This is a genomic window from Desulfofundulus thermobenzoicus (genome assembly GCF_009428905.1).
Lineage (GTDB): Bacteria > Bacillota > Desulfotomaculia > Desulfotomaculales > Desulfovirgulaceae > Desulfofundulus_A > Desulfofundulus_A thermobenzoicus.
The window spans coordinates 53,455-72,673 of sequence record NZ_WHYR01000014.1 but is presented as its reverse complement, the minus strand read 5'-3'; the positions used below and the strand labels follow the sequence as shown (position 1 = coordinate 72,673).

Sequence of the window (19,219 nt, the reverse complement as noted above, 5' to 3'; positions counted from 1 at the left end):
GAGGGGGATTTGGGGGCGGCCCTGCGGGAATGGGCCTCCGGACGGGATGATGTTACCATATGGGGTTATTTGCAGGGAAGGGAGCTGTCCGAAGTTTATGCCTCGGCGGATCTTTTTGTCACTGCCGGCCGGGCGGAAACCTTCGGCCTGACCATCCTGGAAGCCCAGGCCTCCGGACTGCCGGTGGTGGCGGTGGCCTCCGGGGCCGCCCCCGAGGCGGTGGCTCCGGGGGCAGGTGTGCTGGTGGTGCCCGATGATCCCGGTGCCCTGACCCGGGCCATAGCCGGTCTGGCCGGGCAAAATTTGCGTGCCATGGGCCGTCTGGCCCGGCAGTTCATGGAGGTAAACTACGGATGGGAGAAAACCTTCGGCAAACTGTTTGCCCACTACGAGAGGCTGCTGGGGTGCCTGCCCCGGGAATCGTCCGGCGCTACCGGCCGGCAGATCGCCGGGGCGTAAGGGAGGTCTGCGCAGCCACAGGGTTGCTGGGCGAGCGTATCGATCTTATATTTCCGGAATACGGCTTTTTTGTCGATTTTTTTACCAGCTACTATACGGATGCGGAACCGGAATCGGCGCTGGTGGTGGAGGCGGACGGAAGGGTGGTGGGCTACCTGCTGGGCTGTACCGATTTGAGGGGCTACCGCCGTCACCAGCTGGCCGTGCTGGGCAAAGCCGTTTTTTTTGTTTTCAAAGGGCTTTGCCGGGGCAGTTTTGGTCCCCTGGCCGGCCGATTTTTCCGCTGGCTTTTGTTTCGGGGATGGCGGGAGATGCCCAAATGTCCCCCCGGCGGTGCCCATTTTCACTTCAACCTGCTCAAACCCTGGCGGGATGCATCCACCACCCGCCGGCTGGTGGATACCTTTCTGGATATTTTGCGCCGGGAGCACCCAGGGATCAAAGTGGTCTGGGGGCAGATGGAGACCTTTGGCGCCCGGCGTTCCAGCGCCCTCTTCCAAAGGCTGGGGTGGCAGTTTTACGACCAGGTCCGGTTGAGCAAATACCGGTATTTGTTCGGTTCCTCGCCCCCGCCCCACCTGCGCAAACTATCTTCCGGAGAAGTCTATCTAACCACCATCTACCGCACCCTTTCATAAGAGAACCGGTTTAATGCCGCCGGTTATGCCAGTGCCGGGCCGGTTTGACTGCATATACTGAAAATGTGGGATAGGTTTAGCAACCGGTTTCATGGAGGTTGGGATGAAAGCGGAACTTCACTGTCATGTAAAACTGTTCGCCCACCGGCCCTTCCGGCCTGCCCAGCTGCAGCGCCGGTTGAACCGGGCCAGGGACATGGGCCTGGACGTACTGGCCGTTACGGAACATATGGATGTGCCCGATTTCCGGGGAATCCTCCAGTGCCTGGAGGAGCTGTGCGGCCGCGGCACCGGCGCCCTTGAATGGCGTGGTCTTACCGTCCTGGCCGGCGCGGAAGTGAGCATAAAGGAAGGCGGGGACGTATTATGTATTGGCACTCCGGAAACCGTGCGGGAACTGGAAAAAAGGCTGGCGCCCGTTAACGCTGACAACCTGCCCTCCTTCAAAGGTCTGCTGGACGCCAGTGGGGATCTGGGCTTTTTGCGCATCGGCGCCCATCCCTGCCGGCGGGGGAAAGAATTGTGGAAACTTGGTCCCATGCTCAAAAAGCTGGACGCCCTGGAGATCAATGCCACGGAACTGCCCATGGCCGGCCGGGTGCAGGAGCGGGCCAAAAACCTGGGAATGCCGGTGGTGGCCGGGAGCGATGCCCATCACTGGCTGCAGATCGGCCGGGTGTATAACCTGTTGCCCCCGGTTGAAAAGTTGACTGCGGTCACATTGAAGCAGGCTTTACTTCGGGGCGAAATAGTCTGGTGCAGGGGGAAAATCTGGCCGGTTTTACTGAAGGGTTTGCGGGTTTCCTCCTGAAGGGCAGCCTGCTCCGGTGCCCGTTAAGTATCCATCTTCTATTTTAACCCCGCGCAGGGCCGCCCGCCGCCGGGGTATTTTTTTGCCGGTCTGGTCTGCCTCATCTGACATAAATTTCCGTTAGCCCCGGCGGTGCATCTTCTATTATACTTTGAAGGGGGAGAGACCTTTTTGCTGTAAAAAGCATTTACAATAAAATTATTTTACGATATAATTTAGGTGGTTGTCTTTTAATGGAAAGGAAGGTCATTTTTATGAATAACGAAGAGTTTATCCTGGCGGAAGAAATTGCCGACATCATCTGGCAGCTCTGGCGCCACTGGCGTTTGTTGTCCCACCCGGTGAAACAGGGTAAAATTACGCCGGAACAATACTGGATTTTACACGTTTTATACCACCGCGGGCCGCAGCGGATTAAGGATCTGGCCGCCCGCCTGGGTACCGGTTCCAGTGCGGTGACCATTGCCGTCAAGCGGATGGAAAGGAACAATCTGGTCTGCCGGAAACGGGATAGGGGGGATGAGCGGATGGTCACCGTGCACCTGACGGAGCAGGGACAGGCGGTGTTTTGTGCCTGGCGGGAGGAAAGGAGACGTTCCCTTTCTGCCCTTTTTGAGCCCCTGGATGAAGGGGAAAAACGCCAGCTTTATAGTTTACTGGTAAGAGTGTCCGGTCGCCTGGAGGAGGGAGGTGTCTCCGGTGGATGCGGTTGTGGTAGTGGAACAGCTGAAAAAATCCTTCGGTGAAAACGCGGCCGTAAAAGGTGTTTCCTTCGCCGTTGCTCCGGGCGAAGTCTTTGGTTTGCTGGGACCCAATGGTGCGGGCAAGACCACCATCGTGCGCATGTTGACCACCATATTGCCTCCGGATGGCGGCCGGGCGGTGATCTGCGGTTTCGACGTGTACCGGCAGGCGTCGCGGGTGCGGCAGTGCATCGGTTATGTACCCCAGGCCCTGTCGGTGGACGGTGCCCTCACCGGGTACGAAAACCTGCTCATCTTTGCCAAACTGCTGGGTTTAAAGGGAGTGGAAAGGAAAAGGCGCATTGTCGAAACTCTGCGTTTCATGCAGCTGGAAGAAGCCGCCGGCCGGCTGGTACGGGATTATTCCGGAGGCATGGTGCGGCGGCTGGAGATCGGCCAGGCGATCCTCCACCGTCCCCGGGTGCTCTTTCTCGACGAACCTACCGTGGGGCTGGATCCGGTGGCCCGCAGGGGGGTTTGGGAGAAGCTGGCCGAACTGCGCCGGGCTTACCGTATGGCCGTTTTGCTCACCACCCACTACATGGAAGAGGCCGATCTGGTTTGCCACCGGGTGGGCATCCTCAACCGGGGCGAAATGGCGGTTACCGGGACGCCGGCGGAATTGAAAGAAAAAATGGGCGATCCAGGTGCTACAATGGACGACGTTTTCACCTATTTTACGGGAAATCAACTGGACAGGGGGGGTAATTATCGTGAGCTCAGGCAGGTGCGCCGCACCAGCCGGCGTCTCGGCTGAACCGGAAAGGGGAGTGGCCGGAGTGCTGCGGCAAACCGGAGCAGGCATCCTGGCCATCGCGGAGATGGAGGTGCGCAAGCTGCGCCATGATCCCAGCGAATTGCTGAGCCGGGCCGTCCAACCGGTACTCTGGCTGGTGATTTTCGGCCAGGTTTTCAGCCAGGTGCGCGCCTTTGACACCGGCGGGCTGAACTACCAGGCTTTTATGACACCGGGCATTCTTTCCCAGTCGGTAATGTTTATTGCCATCTTTTTCGGGATTTCTATCATCTGGGAAAAGGACCTGGGCATCCTGCAAAAGTTTTTAGCCATGCCCGTGCCCCGGGTATCCCTGGTACTGGGCAAGGCCCTGGCAGCCGGCGTGCGCGCCTTGAGCCAGGCCACCATAGTTTTTTTGCTGGCCGCTGTTATCGGCGTGCCCCTGCGCTGGCACCCGGTTGCCCTGGTTGCGGCCGCCGGTGTGGTCATCCTGGGGGCCGTCACTTTTGCCACCCTCTCCATGATCATTGCCGCCCTGGTGAAAACCCGCGAGCGTTTCATGGGCATCGGCCAGCTGCTCACCATGCCTTTGTTTTTCGCCTCCAACGCCCTTTACCCCCTATCGATCATGCCCCGCTGGCTGCGGGCGGTGGCCACGGCCAACCCTTTAAGCTATATGGTGGATTTTTTGCGCGGCGCCCTGGTTACCGGTCAATTGAACAACTGGCCGGTGGATGTGGGGGTGCTGCTGGCGGCCTGCGTGGTTTTTACCGTCGTGGCCGCTTACCTCTACCCGAAAGTGGCGGTGTAATGATAATCGGCTTTTTTTAACAGGCGCTGGTTTTTTGCCTGTTTTCATGCTTACTTTAAATTACAAGCCCATCCCTGCACGGAAACGATGGGTTTTATATTCAGGATCACACCCACCTGTTTAAAGAAGTTCAACCAGAAGCCAGCCGTAATGCGCTGGGTCAGGGCCAGCAGGTACTCCGTGGCCTGGCGGTAGGATTTGACATTCGACCTTTCCCTCACCAGGTCAAACAGGCCATAACTCTTCCGGGCGCAATATTGAAACCATTTTACCGGCTCGCGGAATGTTTTGTAGATGCCCCTTTCCCCGGATAGAAAAGAGTCGCTGTGCTTTTGCACCCACCGTTCATAACAGGCATGGCCAATACCCCAGACACAGCTGGCGTGATGGGGTTCGCAGAGATCCTGGAGCAGGTGGGTGGCCGCCCCCAGAAAGAACATGGCCTTCCCATAGGAGCCCCGCCGCCACAAATCAAAGGCCCGCCGGAAATAGCGCTCACCCACCACGTCGGCGGGGGCCCTGCCCAGCAGGCCGTCACCGGTGCGGGCATGGTAAAAATGGTGCACGCTGCCCCACCCGCTGTCCGGCCAGCAGACCCCCAGGTCCAGTTCCCGGCGGTACCTTTCCAAAAGACCGGCAGCCACCCCATGTCCGTCCCTTTCCAGAATCAACCGGGCCTGTTTATTGCACAAAAGGTGTGTGCTGCAAAAGCCCAGATCCACCGTCCAGGAAACCCGGCCGGTGGCCAGCAGATATTTACCCAGAAAACCAATGGTGGCAGTAAAGGTATGCAGCCCGGCTCCCAATAGACCTTTCCCCTTTCCCCGGATTGTAGGCCGATGCCCGGGCCGGAACACTTTTGCACCGGTACGGGCAATATAAATGCACCTTTGCTATTTTAATGGCAGTATGTCAAGGGCAAATGAATTTTTGTTTAAGATTGGGGCACTTTTTCGTTAAGATTAATTTTAAGGAGCGCCAGGAGCGACCAAAAGAGGATATTAATAGTAAAGGGATCCTTCCCGCTCTGATTCCGGCACCTGTATAGCGGCTTTCCTCTGGAAACCACCATATAAAGAAGAGTTTTAACCTCCCCTAAACACTCTCTTAACCGGCCGGTGCTATATTTGATTCCGGGGTGATCTTTTATGCGGGTGGCGGTAATCGGAGCGGGATATGTGGGATTGGTGGCGGCTGGCTGCCTGAGCCATTCGGGACACGACGTGGTTTGCATCGAAAAGGATGCACGGAAGATGGCCCTGCTCAAGGCCGGGCGGGTGCCCTTCTTTGAAGAGGGATTGGAGGAACTGGTTCTGTTCGGATTGAAAAGGGGCCTGCTGCAATTCGACGGGCAAATGGAGGCCTGTCAGGACAGGGAAATAATTATGATTGCGGTGGGAACGCCGGCCCGGCCCGACGGCCGGATTGATCTCTCCCAGATTTACGCCGTCATGGACGAAATAGTGTTCCGGGCCAGGTTTCCTCAAACCATCGTGATGAAAAGCACCGTTCCGCCGGGATTCGGCGTAAATGCAAAGGAACGGTATCTGGAAAGGGCCCGGGTGCCTTTAAGCTACCTGTCCAACCCGGAATTTTTAAGGGAAGGTTCAGCTGTGCGGGACTGGTACCATCCGGACCGTATCGTCATCGGCGGGGATGATGAAACGGCCATAAGCAGGCTGGCCCGCCTTTACGCCGGCATCGACGCCCCCATTGTTACCATGGATGTCAGCAGCGCCGAAATGGTCAAATACGCGGCCAACGCCTTTTTGGCCACCAAAATTTCCTTTATTAACGAAATAGCCAGCCTTTGTGAACTGGTGGGAGCGGATATCCTGCCGGTATCCCGGGCGGTGGGTATGGACCGGCGCATCGGCGACCAGTTTTTGCAGGCCGGTCTGGGTTACGGCGGGTCCTGCTTCCCCAAGGATACCTGCGGCCTGGATTTTGTTTCCACCTGCAACGGTCACGCCTTTAACCTGTTAAAGGCGGTAATTGAGGTAAATAAACGTCAGCGGCTGCTGGCTGTACGCCGGCTACGTCACGTCCTGGGCCGGCTGCACGGTAAAACCATCGGTGTCCTGGGACTGGCCTTTAAACCGGGTACCGATGACGTGCGGGAATCGCCGTCCCTGGAAATCATCAACCTGCTCCTGGACGAAGGGGCTGACGTCCGGGCATACGACCCCCTGGCCATGGAAAACGCCCGCAGGGCCCTCCCGGACGGTGTTTTTTTCGCTCCCGGCGTTATGGAAGCGGTTACCGACTGCCACGCCCTGCTGGTGGCCACGGCCTGGCCGGAATTCAGCACCCTGGACTGGGCTGCGGTCCGGCCGGTAATGCATCCCCCATACCTGGTCATGGACGGCCGCAACTGCCTGGCGGCGGAAGAACTGCGTCAGAAGGGCTTCCTGTATTGGGGTATCGGCCGGCCTTACCCCGTTCAGGGGGAAACCCGCAACCCCCTCATCAAAACCGGCCAGATTTTCCCCCTGCGCCAGGCTGTTTCGCCATGAAATAAACCCTGTTTGAACCCGGCTACGCTCAGATTGTTTAACCATGGTAACCGGTTTATGCAAAAAGGCAGGGCATTTGTTTCCCTGCCTTTTCTGCCAGACCTGCCATAAGCGTGAACAACACGGCGCCAAACCGCGTTCACCGGTGATTCTGGAACGTTCAAGAACCGGTTCCGGTGTTGTTCCCTTTTTCCCTTTTCTGACGCAGGCTCTTCAAAGTGGTCATGGTATCCTCCACCTGAGCCACCAGCACGCCGTCCAGGAGGTCCAAAATCTGGAATACCTCCGGGTGCTTGACCCGGTAGTTTACCCGCAGGCCTTCCTTGCGGGAATCCACAATGTCCAGCTTTTTCAATACGGCCAGGTGCTGGGAGACGTTGGACTGCTCCATATCCAGTTCCTCGATGATTTCGCACACGCACCGTTCTCCCCGGCGCAGGCTTTCCAGGATATTCACCCGGGTGGGGTGGGCCAGGGCTTTTAAAATATCCGCCTTCATGCGCGGGATCTGTTCGTTCACTTTTCTACCTCCGGGACATCTGTATTGCTGTATTATATTTTAACATACCGGGCCGGCGGTCACAATAATCCGCCGGCCGCCGTTTACCGGAGCTGCTCTTCTGCCCGGCTGTGCACCCGGCGGTAGACCATCCGGGCCAGGGCGGCTGCGGCCGCCGCCTTTAAAAGGTCAAAGCCGATGAAGGGCAGAAAGCCGATTTTGATCACCTGCCAGGCGGAAAAGGTTCTCCCCAGATAGAAATTCAGGATGACGTACAGATAGGGCAGCCCGATCAGATAGATCACCGTCAGGCCGGCCACCATGGCCAGAAACAGCCTTACCGCACCCGGGTTCTTTTCCCGGGGGGCCAGGGCTCCCGTCACCCAGGCGCCGCCGATAAATCCCAGCAAAAAGCCGAAGGTGGGCTGCAGCACGTAAGCCGGTCCGCCAAAGGGCGGTTTTTCAAAAACGGGCAATCCGGCCAGGCCCAGAAGCACATAGACCAGCATGGCCAGGGCGCCCGTCCGGGCACCCAGCAGCCCCCCGGCCAGCATGGCCACAAAGGGCACCAGGCTGAAGGGCACAATGGGTGCGCCGAAGCGGAAAAGCATGGCGGCCACCGCCGCCAGGGCGGCAAAGAGGGCGGCCAGGATCATGTCCCGGGGTGAGAGTTTCATCCGGCAAAACCTCCTTAATGTGGTGGTTGGTAGTGAGTGCCCGCTGCACGTGTAAAGGGAACCCTTTTGTTTCCCGCGGCCGGCCCCCGCCGCATGGCCGGACGACGGGTCAAGGGGTCCGGTATTTGCCGGCGCAGGGAACTTCCTCAAATGGATTGGGGACAGCGCCGGCGTTTAATGTTAACCTAACAATGGCATCAAGTTAACTAAAGGGGTATAAAATTACCCTTTCCTTTTCCGGATCAGGGGTCTGCCGGTATGGGGGCCAAGGCCGGCGGTCGCCTGCCCTGCAATCCGCAAGTTTTTCTTTCACCTGCTGGTCTGCCGGCTTTTTTCGGGAACTGGTTCCTTCCTGCCGGGCTGCATAATTGGCCTGTGGGATCCTTTGCACCGGTCCTTTCTTTTTTTTCTGGAATGACCGGCCAGTGGTTCGAACGAAAGGGGTCCTGGACTACCCGGGGCGCAGGCTCACCTCCCCGCTGACCACCTTTTTATATTCCCCCCCGGGCAGGCGCAGCAGCAAAGAGCCGTCGGTATCCACGTCCTCGGCCCAGCCTTCCCAGCTTTCTTTCATGGTGAAAACCCTCACCGGCCGCCCCAGGGTTACGCTCAGTTCCTTCCAGCAGTCCAGCACCGGGGCAAACCCTTCCCTCTGCCAGCGCAGGTACCAGTATTCCAGTTCCGCCAGCAGGTCCTGCAACAGGGCCACCCGGGACGACCGCCGGCCCGTCTCCCTGAGCACCGAAGTGGCCGTTTCCCGGATTTCCGGCGGAAACTGGTGGGCGGCAATGTTTACATTGAGCCCCATGCCCATGATCAGGTAGTTGACCCGCTCCATTTCAGCGGAGAGTTCGGTTAAAATGCCGCAGATTTTTTTGTCATTCACCAGCAGGTCGTTGGGCCATTTAATACCCGCCTTTACCCCGGCAGTGCGGCGCAGTGCCCGGGCCGCGGCCACCGCCGCCAGCATGGTCAGGGGCGGGGCGTGCAGGGGATTCACCTCCGGGTACAGGATAACGGAAAACCAGAGGCCGCAGCCGTAGGGGGAAAACCAGCTCCGGCCCATGCGTCCCCGGCCGCCGGCCTGTTCTTCGGCCACCACCAGGCTGCCGCCGGCCACTCCCCGGCCGGCCAGCTCCCGGGCGGTGCGGTTGGTGGATTCTAACCGGTCGTAGTAATACACCTGTTGCCCGATAAAAGAAGTATTCAACCCCCGGGTGATTTCCCCGGGATAAAGGCGGTCCGGCACGCTTATCAGGCGGTAGCCGGCATGGGGTACGGCCTCGATGTCATAGCCGGCCGAGCGCAGGGCCTGGATGTGCTTCCACACCGCCGTGCGGGAAACTCCCAGGGCCCGGCAGATGACCTCACCCGATACAAATTCCGGATAACCTTTTTTCAGCAGATCCAGCACCTGTTCCTTCAAGCAGGGCACCTCGTGCAAAAGCAGTTTTTCTCATTGTATGGCAAATGACGGTATTTGTCAACAAATATGAACAGTATGGTTAACGGCCGGGTGTTATCTATCCTCTTACATCCGGGCCTCCTTGACCGGCATTATGACGGTGGCGGTGTAAACTTACAACTGCCGGGAATTCACCGGCCTGTACATTTTATTGCATCGTCGGTATCCCCTTTGATACAATTAAAGGCAAAGGAGTGGGTGCTGATGATCCTGGTTTTTGACGTGGGGAATACAAACATTGTCCTGGGGGTATACAAGGGTCGGGAACTGGTGGAGCACTGGCGCGTATCCACCGGCCCCCAGCGTACCGCCGATGAATTTGGCATGTTGCTGCGCAACCTTTTTCAGTATTCCGGCATTTCCTTTGCCGAGATAGATGCGCTGGTCATTGCCTCGGTGGTTCCCCCCCTGATGCTGGCTTTAGAGCAGATGAGCCGGAAATACTTCGGCCTGCAGCCCCTGGTGGTGGGGCCGGGCATTAAAACCGGCCTGGCCATTAAAACCGACGACCCCCGGGAAGTGGGGGCCGACCGCATCGTCAACGCCGTGGCCGGATATGAGCTTTACGGCGGTCCGCTGATCATTGTGGATTTCGGTACGGCCACCACCTTCGATGCCATTTCGGCCCGGGGGGAATACCTGGGCGGAGCCATTGCCCCGGGCATCGGCATTTCCACCGAAGCCCTTTTTGCCCGGGCGGCCAAGCTGCCCCGGGTGGAGCTGGTCCGGCCGCCGTCGGTCATCGGCAGGAACACCGTGGCCAGCATGCAGGCCGGCATTGTCTTTGGCTTTGTGGGCCAGGTGGATGAAATTGTGCGCCGGATGAAGGCGGAGCTGGATGGAAATACCACCGTCCTGGCCACCGGGGGGCTGGCCGAACTCATTGCCGGTGAGTCCCGGACCATCGACCGGGTGGATACCCTGCTCACTTTAAAAGGCCTGCACATGATTTATGAGCGGAATTCAACTATTCGGAAGGGGTAAGTGAGCGGGGCCGGCCGGGCAATGGCGGATCTGCCGGCGGGTGTCAATCCGTACAGGACGAAGATAATGAAAAGCGTTGGATTGCGTATTGGCCATATCAGTCTGGACAATCCGGTGATTGCCGCCCCCATGGCCGGGGTGACCGACCGGGCTTACCGCATCCTGGCCCGGGAGGCGGGGTGCGGCCTGGTTTTCACCGAAATGATCAGCGACCAGGCCCTGCTCTACGGCAACCCCCGTACACTGGTCATCCTGGACCACCGGGGGGAAGAGGGTCCCCTGGCGGTGCAGATCTTCGGTTCCCGCCCGGAATATATGGCCCGGGCGGCGGAACTGGTGGAGCAGGCCGGGGCGGACATCATCGACATCAACATGGGCTGTCCCACGCCCAAAATTGTCCGCAACGGGGAAGGGGCAGCCCTGATGAAAAACCCGGAGCTGGCCGCGGCCATTGTGGAGGCGGTGGTGGCCCGGGTAAAGGTGCCCGTGACGGTGAAAATGCGCAAGGGGTGGGACGAAGAAAACGTCAATGCGGTGGAACTGGCCCGGCTGGTGGAATCGGCCGGGGCGGCGGCGGTTACCGTACACGGGCGCACCCGGGAGCAGTTTTACAGCGGGCGGGCCGATTGGGGGATTATCCGCCGGGTAAAAGAGGCGGTTAACATCCCGGTAATCGGGAACGGGGATATTCGTACTCCCCCGGAGGCGTTACAAATGATGGAAGAAACGGGCTGCCACGGGGTGATGATCGGCCGGGCCTCCATGGGTAACCCCTGGATTTTTGCCCGCACGGTGCACTATCTGGCCACCGGAGAACTGCTGCCGGAGCCCCCGCGGGAGGAAAAGGTGCGCACCGCCCTGCGACACCTGGCGTTGCTGGTGGAGCATAAGGGGGAGCGTACCGGTGTGCTGGAAATGCGCAAGCACGCCGCCTGGTATTTGAAGGGGCTCAAGGGGGCCGCCCGGCTGCGGGAACAAATCAACCGGGCGGAAACGGTGCAGGAAATGAAAGGTATTTTAAACACGGTGCTTCTTTCCTGACATTATCCCGCGGGCAAAATCTAAAAACTGTCTTATGGCCTCTTCGGGAACAGGACTGAGATCGCTTTCTTCCACATTTTCTTCGGCTCCGTTATGAAAATGCCGGGGAAATGTTTTGACCCACTCCCACCGCCTGTGAGGAGCATTGTCATGGCGGTACATTGTACCATCCAGTCCTCTTCTCTCCCAGTGGTAGCTGTACCGCTCTTTAAGCTTTAATGAAAACCAGATATCGATAATGCTTCCGTCAATTTAAATGATGCGCATTTCATTGGGGCCCGGACTATAAGCGCCTTCGACGATGTCATAATACTCCACTTCAGCAATTTCGATCAAGTGGGAAACATCCACGGGCTTTATTTTAACTCTTTCAACAGCTTTTCCAGCTGTTCCTTTCGATACTCCAGGTGATCTAATCTCTGGAAGTCGGCCCAGGTTTCTTTTTCCTCAAAAGTCCCTTCCCGGTACCGGGCTTCCATTTCTTCAACGGAAACAACCCCGTATTTCCCGGCAATCTTAAAAATTTCTGCTTTTACAGCCCGTAATTGTTTTTCCAGGAAGGCTTTGACTCCTTGTTCTAAAACATTTTCCCTGGAAAGATTAAATTCTTCCGCCAGGGTAGAAATTATTTTTTGTGCTTTACCGGCCATAATTATCCGGGCCTCCTTTATCCCCTTTCTTAAAATTTAGCTGAAAAAAATCCCCTCAGTCAAGCAAGCTGCCACCACTTTTTTCCTTCCCCAAAATTTTATGTGCCCGTTCTTGTTTTTTCTGGCAGGCTTTGCTAAAATAATTGTACACAAATATGTGCACATAAGTACCCCCAACCGGGGGTATACTTAAATGGCGTGATTTTGATGGATCTCCTGCGCATTGGGGAAAAAATTATCAGCCGGCGCAAGATAGACCAGTTTGTGGGCCGGATGCTGGAACTGCGGGCCGGCGGCCTGTCCCAGACCGAAGTGGCCCACCGCCTTGGTGTGGACCGCACCCTGGTCAGCCGGCTGGAAAGCCTGGGCGAGGTCCGCAAGGGCCGCAAAATTGCGGTGGTGGGTTTTCCCGTGCAAAATAAGGAGGAACTGCGTGCCGCTTTGCAGGCCGAAGGGGTGGACTTTATCCTTTTAATGACCGAGGCCGAGCGGTGGGATTTTGTGCGCAGCAAAAGCGGCATTGAGCTGGTGAACCTGCTCATGGACCTGTTTGCCCGGGCCCATAATTTTGACCAGATTGTGGTCATCGGATCCAATAAGCGCATCAAGATCATCGAAGCGGTGCTGGACAAGGTAGTGGTGGGCTATGAAATCGGCGAGTCGCCCATCCAGGAAGATAAATATGTGGACCCCGGGGAAATCATCCAGATAGTACGGGCGATTAAGGGAAAGTAAGTTATTACCATCGTTACTATTACTACACTATCTTACTGTTTTTGCCTGATGTGATTCTGTTACGTTTCTAATGACGTTTTTCGTTGGCGTACTTGTATAATTAAAACCCGAAAACACCAGAAGTAAAGTGGTATTCTGGTGAGTGCTGGGTATTAACCACCGGTTTCAGCAAACATTTACGGTAAGTTAATCCGACGACCGACTTCTGACGAAGCGACGACATTTTTGAAGGAGGGGGCTTTAAGTGCAGAAATTTGCCTTTATAATCCATCCCCTGGATATCCGGGATGTGGCCCGCAAATTTGCCTTTACCCGTTACCTGCCCGAGAGGGTGGTGGAAAGCGCCTTTCGCCTGGTGCCCCCCATGAAGGTTTCCCATATCACCGGGGTGAAAACGCCGTACGGTGAAGCGGAGGGCTGGTTTGTGGCCTGTCCCCTGACCGCCCGGCAGATGCTGGAATTACCGGAGGAATTTGTTTTGAAGCGGATTATCCAGGCCGGCCGGGTGGCCGAGAAACTGGGGGCGGGCATTGTGGGGCTGGGAGCTTTTACTTCGGTGGTGGGGGATGCGGGTATTACCATAGCCAAAAACCTGAATATTGCCGTAACCACCGGGAATAGCTATACTGTGGCCACGGCCATCCAGGGGACAAAAGAGGCGGCCCGCCTGATGGGACATGACCTGCGCCGGGCGCACATTGTGGTGCTGGGGGCCACCGGGTCCATCGGCAGTGTCTGCGCCCGGATACTGGCCCGGGAGGCCGGCCGCATGACCCTGGTGGCCCGGGATAAATCAAAGCTGGAAAAAACGGCGGCCAGAATCCTTTACGAGACCGGTTTGGCGGTGTCCATCACCTCGGACGTAAAAAAGGCCCTGCGCAGCGCCCAGGTGGTCATTGCCGTCACCAGCGCGGTGGATACCATCATTGGACCGGAAGACCTTCTTCCCGGGACTGTGGTCTGCGACGTTTCCCGCCCCCGCAATGTCAGCCGGCAGGTGGCGGAGCAAAGGGATGACGTTCTGGTCATCGAGGGCGGTGTGGTGGAAGTGCCCGGGGAAGTAAATTTTAACTTTAATTTCGGCTTTCCACCCCGCATGGCCTATGCCTGCATGTCCGAAACCATGCTCCTGGCCCTGGAGGGCCGCTATGAGCATTTTTCCCTGGGCCGGGACATAACCATAGAAAAGGTGGAAGAGATCAGCGCCCTGGCTCAAAAACACGGCTTTAAACTGGCCGGTTTTCGCAGTTTTGAACGGGCCATCCATCCCCGGGAAATCGAAGCCATCCGCGCCCGGGCCCTGGTTCGTCTGAATGCCGCCTGCAGCGCCGGCTGAACGCCCCCCTTGACAAACGGGGAAACCCTTCTTATAATGATTTGAAAGGTTGATGGTACCCTGAGCACTGCAATGCGCGGCAATTGCAGTGCTTTAAATCTAGTGGGGTGCTTTCGGCCTTCAGCCTGGCGGAGGGGAACCTGAAGAAAACAGATATAAGGAGACGACTGCCAGATGAAAGAAAAAGAGGTCATACTCACCGTTGAGGGTTTGAAACAGCTGGAGAGAGAGCTGGAAGAACTGAAAACCGTTCGTCGCCGGGAGGTGGCCGCCCGGATCAAGCAGGCCATTGAGTTCGGTGACATAAGCGAAAATTCCGAGTATGAAGACGCCAAGAGCGAACAGGCTTTTGTGGAGGGACGGATTCTCACCCTGGAACAGATGCTGCGCAACGCCCGGGTGATTGATGATCACGCCGGTACGGAGGAGGTAACCCTGGGTTCCGTTGTTCTCTTAAAAGATCTGGAATATGGGGATGAAGTGGAATATACCATAGTCGGCTCCGTGGAGGCTGATCCCGGGGCTCATAAAATTTCTAACGAGTCTCCCGTGGGCCGGGCCATCATGGGACAGAAAAAGGGCAGCGTGGTGGAAGTTTCCGTACCGGCCGGACTGTTGAAATACCAAATAATTGATATTCGTTAAATTTAATCCAAGGTATAGGGATCCGGAGGTTGAAGATGACCGAAAAGGAAACCAGGGGCGTGGAATCCGGCGATCTCAACGAACTGATGCTGGTGCGCAGGGGAAAGCTGGCCGAATTGAAGGAACAGGGCTTTAACCCTTACGGCGGTCCCTTTCCCCGTACCGCCCTGGCTGCCGGCATTACCGGGGCCTATGAAAGCTTCGATGGCCGGACGGTGAGCATTGCCGGCCGTTTAATGGCCAAAAGGGGTCACGGTAAAGCCAGTTTTGGTAACATCAGGGATGAGTCGGGACAGATTCAAATCTACCTGCGGTTAAATGACGTGGGGCCGGAGATATACGCCCTTTTTGAAAAACTGGATGTGGGAGACATTATCGGTGTACGGGGAAAAGTTTTCAAAACCCGTACGGGAGAGGTTACGGTGGCGGTGCAGGAGATGCAACTGCTGGCCAAATCCCTGCGTCCCCTGCCTGAAAAATGGCACGGCTTAAAGGACGTGGACCTGCGTTACCGCCAGCGCTACCTGGACCTGATTGTCAATCCCGAAGTGAAGCACACCTTTGTTATCCGCAGCCGGGTAATCCAGGCCATCAGGCGGTTTTTGGAGAATAAGGGATTCCTGGAAGTGGAAACCCCCATGATGCACCCCATTGCCGGTGGTGCGGCGGCCAGGCCGTTCATCACCCATCATAACGCCCTGGATATGGATCTGTTTCTGCGCATTGCCCCGGAACTTTACTTAAAGCGCCTGCTGGTGGGCGGGTTTGAAAAGGTTTACGAAATCAACCGCAACTTCCGCAACGAGGGTATTTCCACCAGGCACAACCCGGAATTCACCATGCTGGAGCTTTACCAGGCCTATGCCGACTACCACGACATGATGGCCCTTACCGAGGAAATGATTGCCGCGGTGACCCGGGAGGTGCTGGGCACCACCACCATCACCTACCAGGGGGTGGAGATCAACCTGGCCCCCCCCTGGAAGAGGCAGACCATGCTGGAGGCGGTGAAGGAGCATACCGGCCTGGATTTCCGGGAGCTGAGGAGTGAGACCCTGGCCCGCCGGGCGGCCCGGGAACTGGGGGTGGAGGTAGAGGAGCGGGACAGCTGGGGCGCGGTGCTGAACAAGGTCTTTGAAGAAAAGGTGGAGGCGGCATTGATCCAGCCCACCTTTATCCTGGACTACCCCATTGACATCTCCCCCCTGGCCAAGCGCAAGGCGGAGGATCCGTCCCTGACCTACCGTTTCGAGCTGTTTATTTACGCCCGGGAGATGGCCAACGCCTTTTCCGAGCTGAACGATCCCATCGACCAGAAGGAGCGTTTCTTAAAACAGGTGGAAAAGCGCCGGGCCGGTGACGATGAGGCCCATATGATGGACGAGGACTACATCACCGCCCTGGAATACGGCATGCCCCCGGCCGGAGGGCTGGGTATCGGCATCGACCGCCTGGTGATGTTATTAACCGACTCCCCTTCCATCCGGGATGTCATCCTCTTCCCGCTCATGCGGCCGCGGGAGTGACCATGGCCTCGTGCACCGATAGGTTTTTCAAAATATCGGGCCGGCGGGCGTTGTTTTGTTGTCCCCGGTTCCCGGGAAAGTGATTTAAAGAACATTCCCCCGGGCATTCCCCCCTGTGGGGTGGCTGTTGATATTACGCGGGGGGTGGGTTTGGGTAAAAAGGCCTTGACGGCCGGTTGGGATACATGGTAATATAAGTGCTGGTGTTGAGCTTGTTCCCCGATAGCTCAACGGTAGAGCATCCGGCTGTTAACCGGAGGGTTGCAGGTTCGAATCCTGCTCGGGGAGCCAGGAAAGTAAAGCATACCCGGTTTTAAGCGGGTATGCTTTTTGTTTTGGCAGGGCTAAAAACCGGGCGGTTTTGCTGGAAACCGGCATCCATATAAATGGGGATTAAACCGCCCGGTGGCAAACCAGGCCGAAAATAAAAGCATTTAAAAGGTTTCCCGGAAAATCACGGCATTTTTGTTCCGCAATAATTCCCCAGGAGTTTGCCCCATATATTTAACGGCTTGTATTTTATCCCCTGTGTATGGTTATAATAAAGGTAAAGGTCAGTCAAGGTCAAAGTCAGAGGGTGGGCACCGGATGGAGAATTCCAGGAGGATTCAAGGGGGGATCGTTGCTGTCCAATATTTCCGACCTCATTGAAAGTTACTTAAAGGAACTGCTGGCCGGCTCCGGCGGCATCATTGAGATCCGGCGGAACGAGCTGGCCGAAAGATTTAATTGCGTCCCCTCCCAGATCAACTATGTGCTGGCCACCCGTTTTACCATCGAGCATGGTTTTCTGGTGGAAAGCCGCCGGGGCGGCGGCGGGTACATCCGGATTATGCGCCTGCCCTGGGAGGGGGAAAGGGATCCGATCAGCAAAGTTTTAACCCTGATCGGGGAGGAAATCTCCCAGCAGCGGGCACTGAGAATTATCCAGCGCCTGCTGGAGGAAAAGTTGATTACCACCCGGGAGGCACGGATGATGCAGGCCGCCGTTAACCGGCAGGTGCTCCGTCTGGGTCTGCCGGCCCGGGACCAGTTACGGGCACTGATTCTGCGGGCCATGATTTTAACCCTGTTGCGAAGCCGGGAAACGGGGTAAAATAAAGCCCCGGGGTGAATATTAGTGCAGGCTCCAGTGCAAGTAAGTGTTCAGCAAAATCGTGCCTTAACCGGCTTGACCCGGCATTTCCAGTGTAAGGGGTTTCCACAGGAATGCTCACTCCCTTGCAAACGGTGAAAGCCGGATAAGCAAGTTATATGAAATTCGCCAAGAAATTACTTGGTGCATCTAACGACCGACGACCAGGGAGGGAAGGGTATGGAATGCGAACGCTGTCACCAGAGACCGGCCACAGTGCATCTGACGGAAATCATCAACAATGAAAAGCGGACCATGCGCCTGTGCGAGCAGTGTGCCCGGGAGGTGCAGGCGGAAACCATGGGGTTTTTCCCCCAGATGAATTTGCACAATTTCCTGGCCGGCCTTTTGCATAACGCATTTGGTTTTCCGGCCGCCGGACCTGCGGTGGCTCCCACGGGCGCCCGCTGTGAGGCCTGCGGTTTGACCGAGGCCCAGTTTGCCCGGCAGGGTCTTTTAGGCTGCGGCGAATGCTATCACTATTTTGGGGAGCGCCTGGAGCCGGTTTTCCGGCGCATACACGGCAACACCTGCCATACGGGCAAGGTGCCCGAGCGTACCGGGGGCCGGGTGCGGGTGATCAACCGCATCGAAAGGTTGAAGACCGAACTGCGGGAGGCCGTCAGCCGGGAAGAATTCGAGCGGGCGGCGCAGCTGCGGGACAGCATCCGGGAGCTGGAAAGGCAGTTAAGTCAGGAGGGAGGGGAGGAGTAGGTATGTCCATAAAGGAAACGGTCAGTGAAGCCAGGAGTCAATGGATGAATGGCGCGGGGCCCGAGGCGGACATAGTGATCAGCAGCCGGGTGCGGGTGGCCCGGAACCTGGCCCACCTGCCCTTTCCCCACCTGCTTTCCCGGGAAAAGGCGGAACAGGTGATCCGGGCCGTGGAGGCGGCTGTGGGAAATGAGGAATTACAGCGCCGGGTGGGACGGCTGGCCGTAGTGCGCCTGAACGAATTGACCCCCGTGGAAAGACAGATACTAGTGGAAAAGCACCTGATCAGCCCCGACCTGCTGGAGAATTTTGAGCGCAAGGCCGTGGCCCTGCGGGATGACGAAGTTTTAAGCGTCATGGTCAATGAAGAGGACCACCTGCGCCTGCAGTGCCTGCTGCCCGGGCTGCAACTGGAGGAAGCCTGGAAGCTGGTCAACGGGCTGGACGACGGCCTGGAGGCCACCCTGGACTATGCCTTTGATGAAAAACTGGGATACCTCACCGCCTGTCCCACCAATGTGGGGACCGGGATGCGGGCCTCGGTGATGCTGCATTTGCCCGGCCTGGTGCTGGTGAACCAGATCCGGGGAGTGCTGGCCACCATCGGCAAGCTGGGATTGACGGTGCGGGGATTGTACGGCGAGGGTACCGAGGCTGCAGGGAACCTCTTCCAGGTGTCCAATCAAATCACCCTGGGCCATGCCGAGGAAGACATCATTGCCAACCTCATTTCCGTGACCCGCCAGCTCCTGGCCCAGGAAAGGGCGGCCCGGCAGGCGCTGTACCGGGAGCGCAAGGAGCAGCTGGAGGACCGGGTGGGCCGGGCCTACGGGGTGTTGAAACACGCCCGGGTGATGACCTCGGAGGAAGCCATGCGCCTCTTTTCCGACCTGCGCCTGGGTATCGATCTGGGCATTATTAAAAATATTCCGGTGTCCCTGATTATGGAATTAATGGTGTTGACCCGCCCGGCCTTTCTGGTCAAGGTCACGGGCCGGGACCTGAGCCCGGTGGAGCGGGACGTTTACCGGGCGCAGTTAATCCGCAGGAAACTGTCGGCGGCTCAACAGGAGTGACGGTGGCCCGGGTGCTTTTAAC

Annotated in this window: 22 protein-coding genes and 1 tRNA gene; 17 read left to right on the top strand and 6 right to left on the bottom strand. The window is 57.4% G+C overall.

The features are described from left to right. The 6 genes from GFC01_RS07040 to GFC01_RS07015 all read left to right on the top strand — a co-directional run. On the top strand, positions 1-459 hold a 459-nt coding region (locus GFC01_RS07040), incomplete at its 5' end, for a glycosyltransferase (protein ID WP_152945921.1). Further along, complete coding sequence (locus GFC01_RS07035; RefSeq protein ID WP_152945920.1) at positions 405-1,097, top strand: GNAT family acetyltransferase; 693 nt, start codon at positions 405-407, stop codon at positions 1,095-1,097. The genes GFC01_RS07040 and GFC01_RS07035, both read left to right, overlap by 55 nt. Positions 1,098-1,200: 103 nt before the next feature. Next, positions 1,201-1,908, top strand: a complete 708-nt coding sequence (locus tag GFC01_RS07030) for a PHP-associated domain-containing protein (protein ID WP_194174855.1) — start codon at positions 1,201-1,203, stop codon at positions 1,906-1,908. 233 nt (positions 1,909-2,141) lie between these two features. After that, entirely contained in the window at positions 2,142-2,654 is a 513-nt protein-coding gene (locus GFC01_RS07025) for a MarR family winged helix-turn-helix transcriptional regulator (protein WP_152945918.1), read from the top strand. Continuing rightward, positions 2,608-3,408: an ATP-binding cassette domain-containing protein gene (locus tag GFC01_RS07020; protein WP_341473806.1), complete on the top strand. Its 801-nt coding sequence runs from the start codon at positions 2,608-2,610 to the stop codon at positions 3,406-3,408. Before GFC01_RS07025 ends, GFC01_RS07020 begins: the two co-directional genes overlap by 47 nt. Beyond that, a complete protein-coding gene (locus tag GFC01_RS07015) occupies positions 3,365-4,198 on the top strand; it encodes an ABC transporter permease (protein WP_341473805.1) in 834 nt (277 codons plus the stop codon). The genes GFC01_RS07020 and GFC01_RS07015 overlap by 44 nt, the downstream gene beginning before the upstream one ends. Before the next feature lie 50 nt (positions 4,199-4,248). Here the strand turns inward: GFC01_RS07015 and GFC01_RS07010 are convergent, their stop codons facing one another. Continuing rightward, positions 4,249-5,004, bottom strand: a complete 756-nt coding sequence (locus GFC01_RS07010; RefSeq protein ID WP_152945917.1) for a zinc dependent phospholipase C family protein — start codon at positions 5,002-5,004, stop codon at positions 4,249-4,251. Between the two features lie 342 nt (positions 5,005-5,346). Here GFC01_RS07010 and GFC01_RS07005 point away from each other — a divergent pair, with 342 nt between their 5' ends. Continuing rightward, positions 5,347-6,714 (top strand): UDP-glucose dehydrogenase family protein, encoded by a 1,368-nt coding sequence (locus tag GFC01_RS07005; RefSeq protein ID WP_152945916.1) that lies wholly within the window; start codon positions 5,347-5,349, stop codon positions 6,712-6,714. Positions 6,715-6,874: 160 nt separating this feature from the next. Here GFC01_RS07005 and GFC01_RS07000 read toward each other — a convergent pair whose 3' ends face one another. From GFC01_RS07000 to GFC01_RS06990, 3 genes are all read right to left on the bottom strand, one after another. Then, complete coding sequence (locus tag GFC01_RS07000; protein ID WP_341473804.1) at positions 6,875-7,234, bottom strand: ArsR/SmtB family transcription factor; 360 nt, start codon at positions 7,232-7,234, stop codon at positions 6,875-6,877. 83 nt (positions 7,235-7,317) lie between these two features. Further along, entirely contained in the window at positions 7,318-7,890 is a 573-nt protein-coding gene (locus GFC01_RS06995) for a biotin transporter BioY (RefSeq protein WP_152945915.1), read from the bottom strand. 451 nt (positions 7,891-8,341) lie between these two features. Then, positions 8,342-9,316, bottom strand: a complete 975-nt coding sequence (locus GFC01_RS06990; RefSeq protein ID WP_152945914.1) for a biotin--[acetyl-CoA-carboxylase] ligase — start codon at positions 9,314-9,316, stop codon at positions 8,342-8,344. A gap of 243 nt (positions 9,317-9,559) precedes the next feature. On the opposite strand from GFC01_RS06990, the gene GFC01_RS06985 reads away from it, so the two are divergent. Then, positions 9,560-10,339: a type III pantothenate kinase gene (locus tag GFC01_RS06985; RefSeq protein ID WP_152945913.1), complete on the top strand. Its 780-nt coding sequence runs from the start codon at positions 9,560-9,562 to the stop codon at positions 10,337-10,339. Positions 10,340-10,420: 81 nt separating this feature from the next. Next, positions 10,421-11,380 carry a tRNA dihydrouridine synthase DusB gene (gene dusB, locus GFC01_RS06980; protein ID WP_152945929.1) on the top strand — a complete coding sequence of 320 codons (960 nt, stop codon included), beginning with the start codon at positions 10,421-10,423 and terminating at the stop codon, positions 11,378-11,380. Here the strand turns inward: dusB and GFC01_RS20165 are convergent. Then, positions 11,357-11,620 carry a toxin-antitoxin system TumE family protein gene (locus GFC01_RS20165; RefSeq protein ID WP_479723381.1) on the bottom strand — a complete coding sequence of 88 codons (264 nt, stop codon included), beginning with the start codon at positions 11,618-11,620 and terminating at the stop codon, positions 11,357-11,359. The two genes, dusB and GFC01_RS20165, sit on opposite strands and share 24 nt — an antisense overlap. A gap of 116 nt (positions 11,621-11,736) precedes the next feature. Beyond that, positions 11,737-12,030 carry a hypothetical protein gene (locus GFC01_RS06975; RefSeq protein WP_152945912.1) on the bottom strand — a complete coding sequence of 98 codons (294 nt, stop codon included), beginning with the start codon at positions 12,028-12,030 and terminating at the stop codon, positions 11,737-11,739. 207 nt (positions 12,031-12,237) lie between these two features. Between GFC01_RS06975 and GFC01_RS06970 the strand changes: the two genes are divergently transcribed. From GFC01_RS06970 to GFC01_RS06935, 8 genes are all read left to right on the top strand, one after another. Further along, positions 12,238-12,765: a helix-turn-helix domain-containing protein gene (locus tag GFC01_RS06970; RefSeq protein WP_152945928.1), complete on the top strand. Its 528-nt coding sequence runs from the start codon at positions 12,238-12,240 to the stop codon at positions 12,763-12,765. 244 nt (positions 12,766-13,009) lie between these two features. Then, positions 13,010-14,101, top strand: a complete 1,092-nt coding sequence (locus GFC01_RS06965; RefSeq protein ID WP_341473803.1) for a shikimate dehydrogenase — start codon at positions 13,010-13,012, stop codon at positions 14,099-14,101. 174 nt (positions 14,102-14,275) lie between these two features. Further along, positions 14,276-14,746: a transcription elongation factor GreA gene (greA, locus tag GFC01_RS06960; protein ID WP_152945911.1), complete on the top strand. Its 471-nt coding sequence runs from the start codon at positions 14,276-14,278 to the stop codon at positions 14,744-14,746. A 35-nt stretch (positions 14,747-14,781) separates the two neighbouring features. Further along, positions 14,782-16,272, top strand: coding sequence for a lysine--tRNA ligase (lysS, locus tag GFC01_RS06955; protein ID WP_152945910.1), 1,491 nt, complete (start codon positions 14,782-14,784; stop codon positions 16,270-16,272). Between the two features lie 216 nt (positions 16,273-16,488). After that, a tRNA-Asn gene (locus GFC01_RS06950) sits at positions 16,489-16,563 on the top strand. 331 nt (positions 16,564-16,894) lie between these two features. Then, the gene (locus tag GFC01_RS06945; protein WP_479723380.1) at positions 16,895-17,368 is read left to right on the top strand and encodes a CtsR family transcriptional regulator; all 474 of its coding nucleotides are present in this window, start codon (positions 16,895-16,897) and stop codon (positions 17,366-17,368) included. A gap of 219 nt (positions 17,369-17,587) precedes the next feature. Beyond that, positions 17,588-18,121 (top strand): UvrB/UvrC motif-containing protein, encoded by a 534-nt coding sequence (locus tag GFC01_RS06940; protein ID WP_152945909.1) that lies wholly within the window; start codon positions 17,588-17,590, stop codon positions 18,119-18,121. Between the two features lie 2 nt (positions 18,122-18,123). Further along, positions 18,124-19,197, top strand: a complete 1,074-nt coding sequence (locus tag GFC01_RS06935; protein ID WP_152945908.1) for a protein arginine kinase — start codon at positions 18,124-18,126, stop codon at positions 19,195-19,197. The last annotated feature ends 22 nt before the right edge of the window (positions 19,198-19,219 follow it).

What these genes read in the sequence shown, in the direction of transcription:
- GFC01_RS06970 (WP_152945928.1), top strand. Translation starts at nt 12,238, where the DNA reads ATGGATCTCCTGCGCATTGGGGAAAAAATTATCAGCCGGCGCAAGATA.
- GFC01_RS06975 (WP_152945912.1), bottom strand. Translation starts at nt 12,030, where the DNA reads ATGGCCGGTAAAGCACAAAAAATAATTTCTACCCTGGCGGAAGAATTT.
- GFC01_RS07005 (WP_152945916.1), top strand. Translation starts at nt 5,347, where the DNA reads ATGCGGGTGGCGGTAATCGGAGCGGGATATGTGGGATTGGTGGCGGCT.
- GFC01_RS06985 (WP_152945913.1), top strand. Translation starts at nt 9,560, where the DNA reads ATGATCCTGGTTTTTGACGTGGGGAATACAAACATTGTCCTGGGGGTA.
- greA (WP_152945911.1), top strand. Translation starts at nt 14,276, where the DNA reads ATGAAAGAAAAAGAGGTCATACTCACCGTTGAGGGTTTGAAACAGCTG.
- GFC01_RS06995 (WP_152945915.1), bottom strand. Translation starts at nt 7,890, where the DNA reads ATGAAACTCTCACCCCGGGACATGATCCTGGCCGCCCTCTTTGCCGCC.
- GFC01_RS06940 (WP_152945909.1), top strand. Translation starts at nt 17,588, where the DNA reads ATGGAATGCGAACGCTGTCACCAGAGACCGGCCACAGTGCATCTGACG.
- GFC01_RS07025 (WP_152945918.1), top strand. Translation starts at nt 2,142, where the DNA reads ATGGAAAGGAAGGTCATTTTTATGAATAACGAAGAGTTTATCCTGGCG.
- GFC01_RS06935 (WP_152945908.1), top strand. Translation starts at nt 18,124, where the DNA reads ATGTCCATAAAGGAAACGGTCAGTGAAGCCAGGAGTCAATGGATGAAT.
- lysS (WP_152945910.1), top strand. Translation starts at nt 14,782, where the DNA reads ATGACCGAAAAGGAAACCAGGGGCGTGGAATCCGGCGATCTCAACGAA.
- GFC01_RS07030 (WP_194174855.1), top strand. Translation starts at nt 1,201, where the DNA reads ATGAAAGCGGAACTTCACTGTCATGTAAAACTGTTCGCCCACCGGCCC.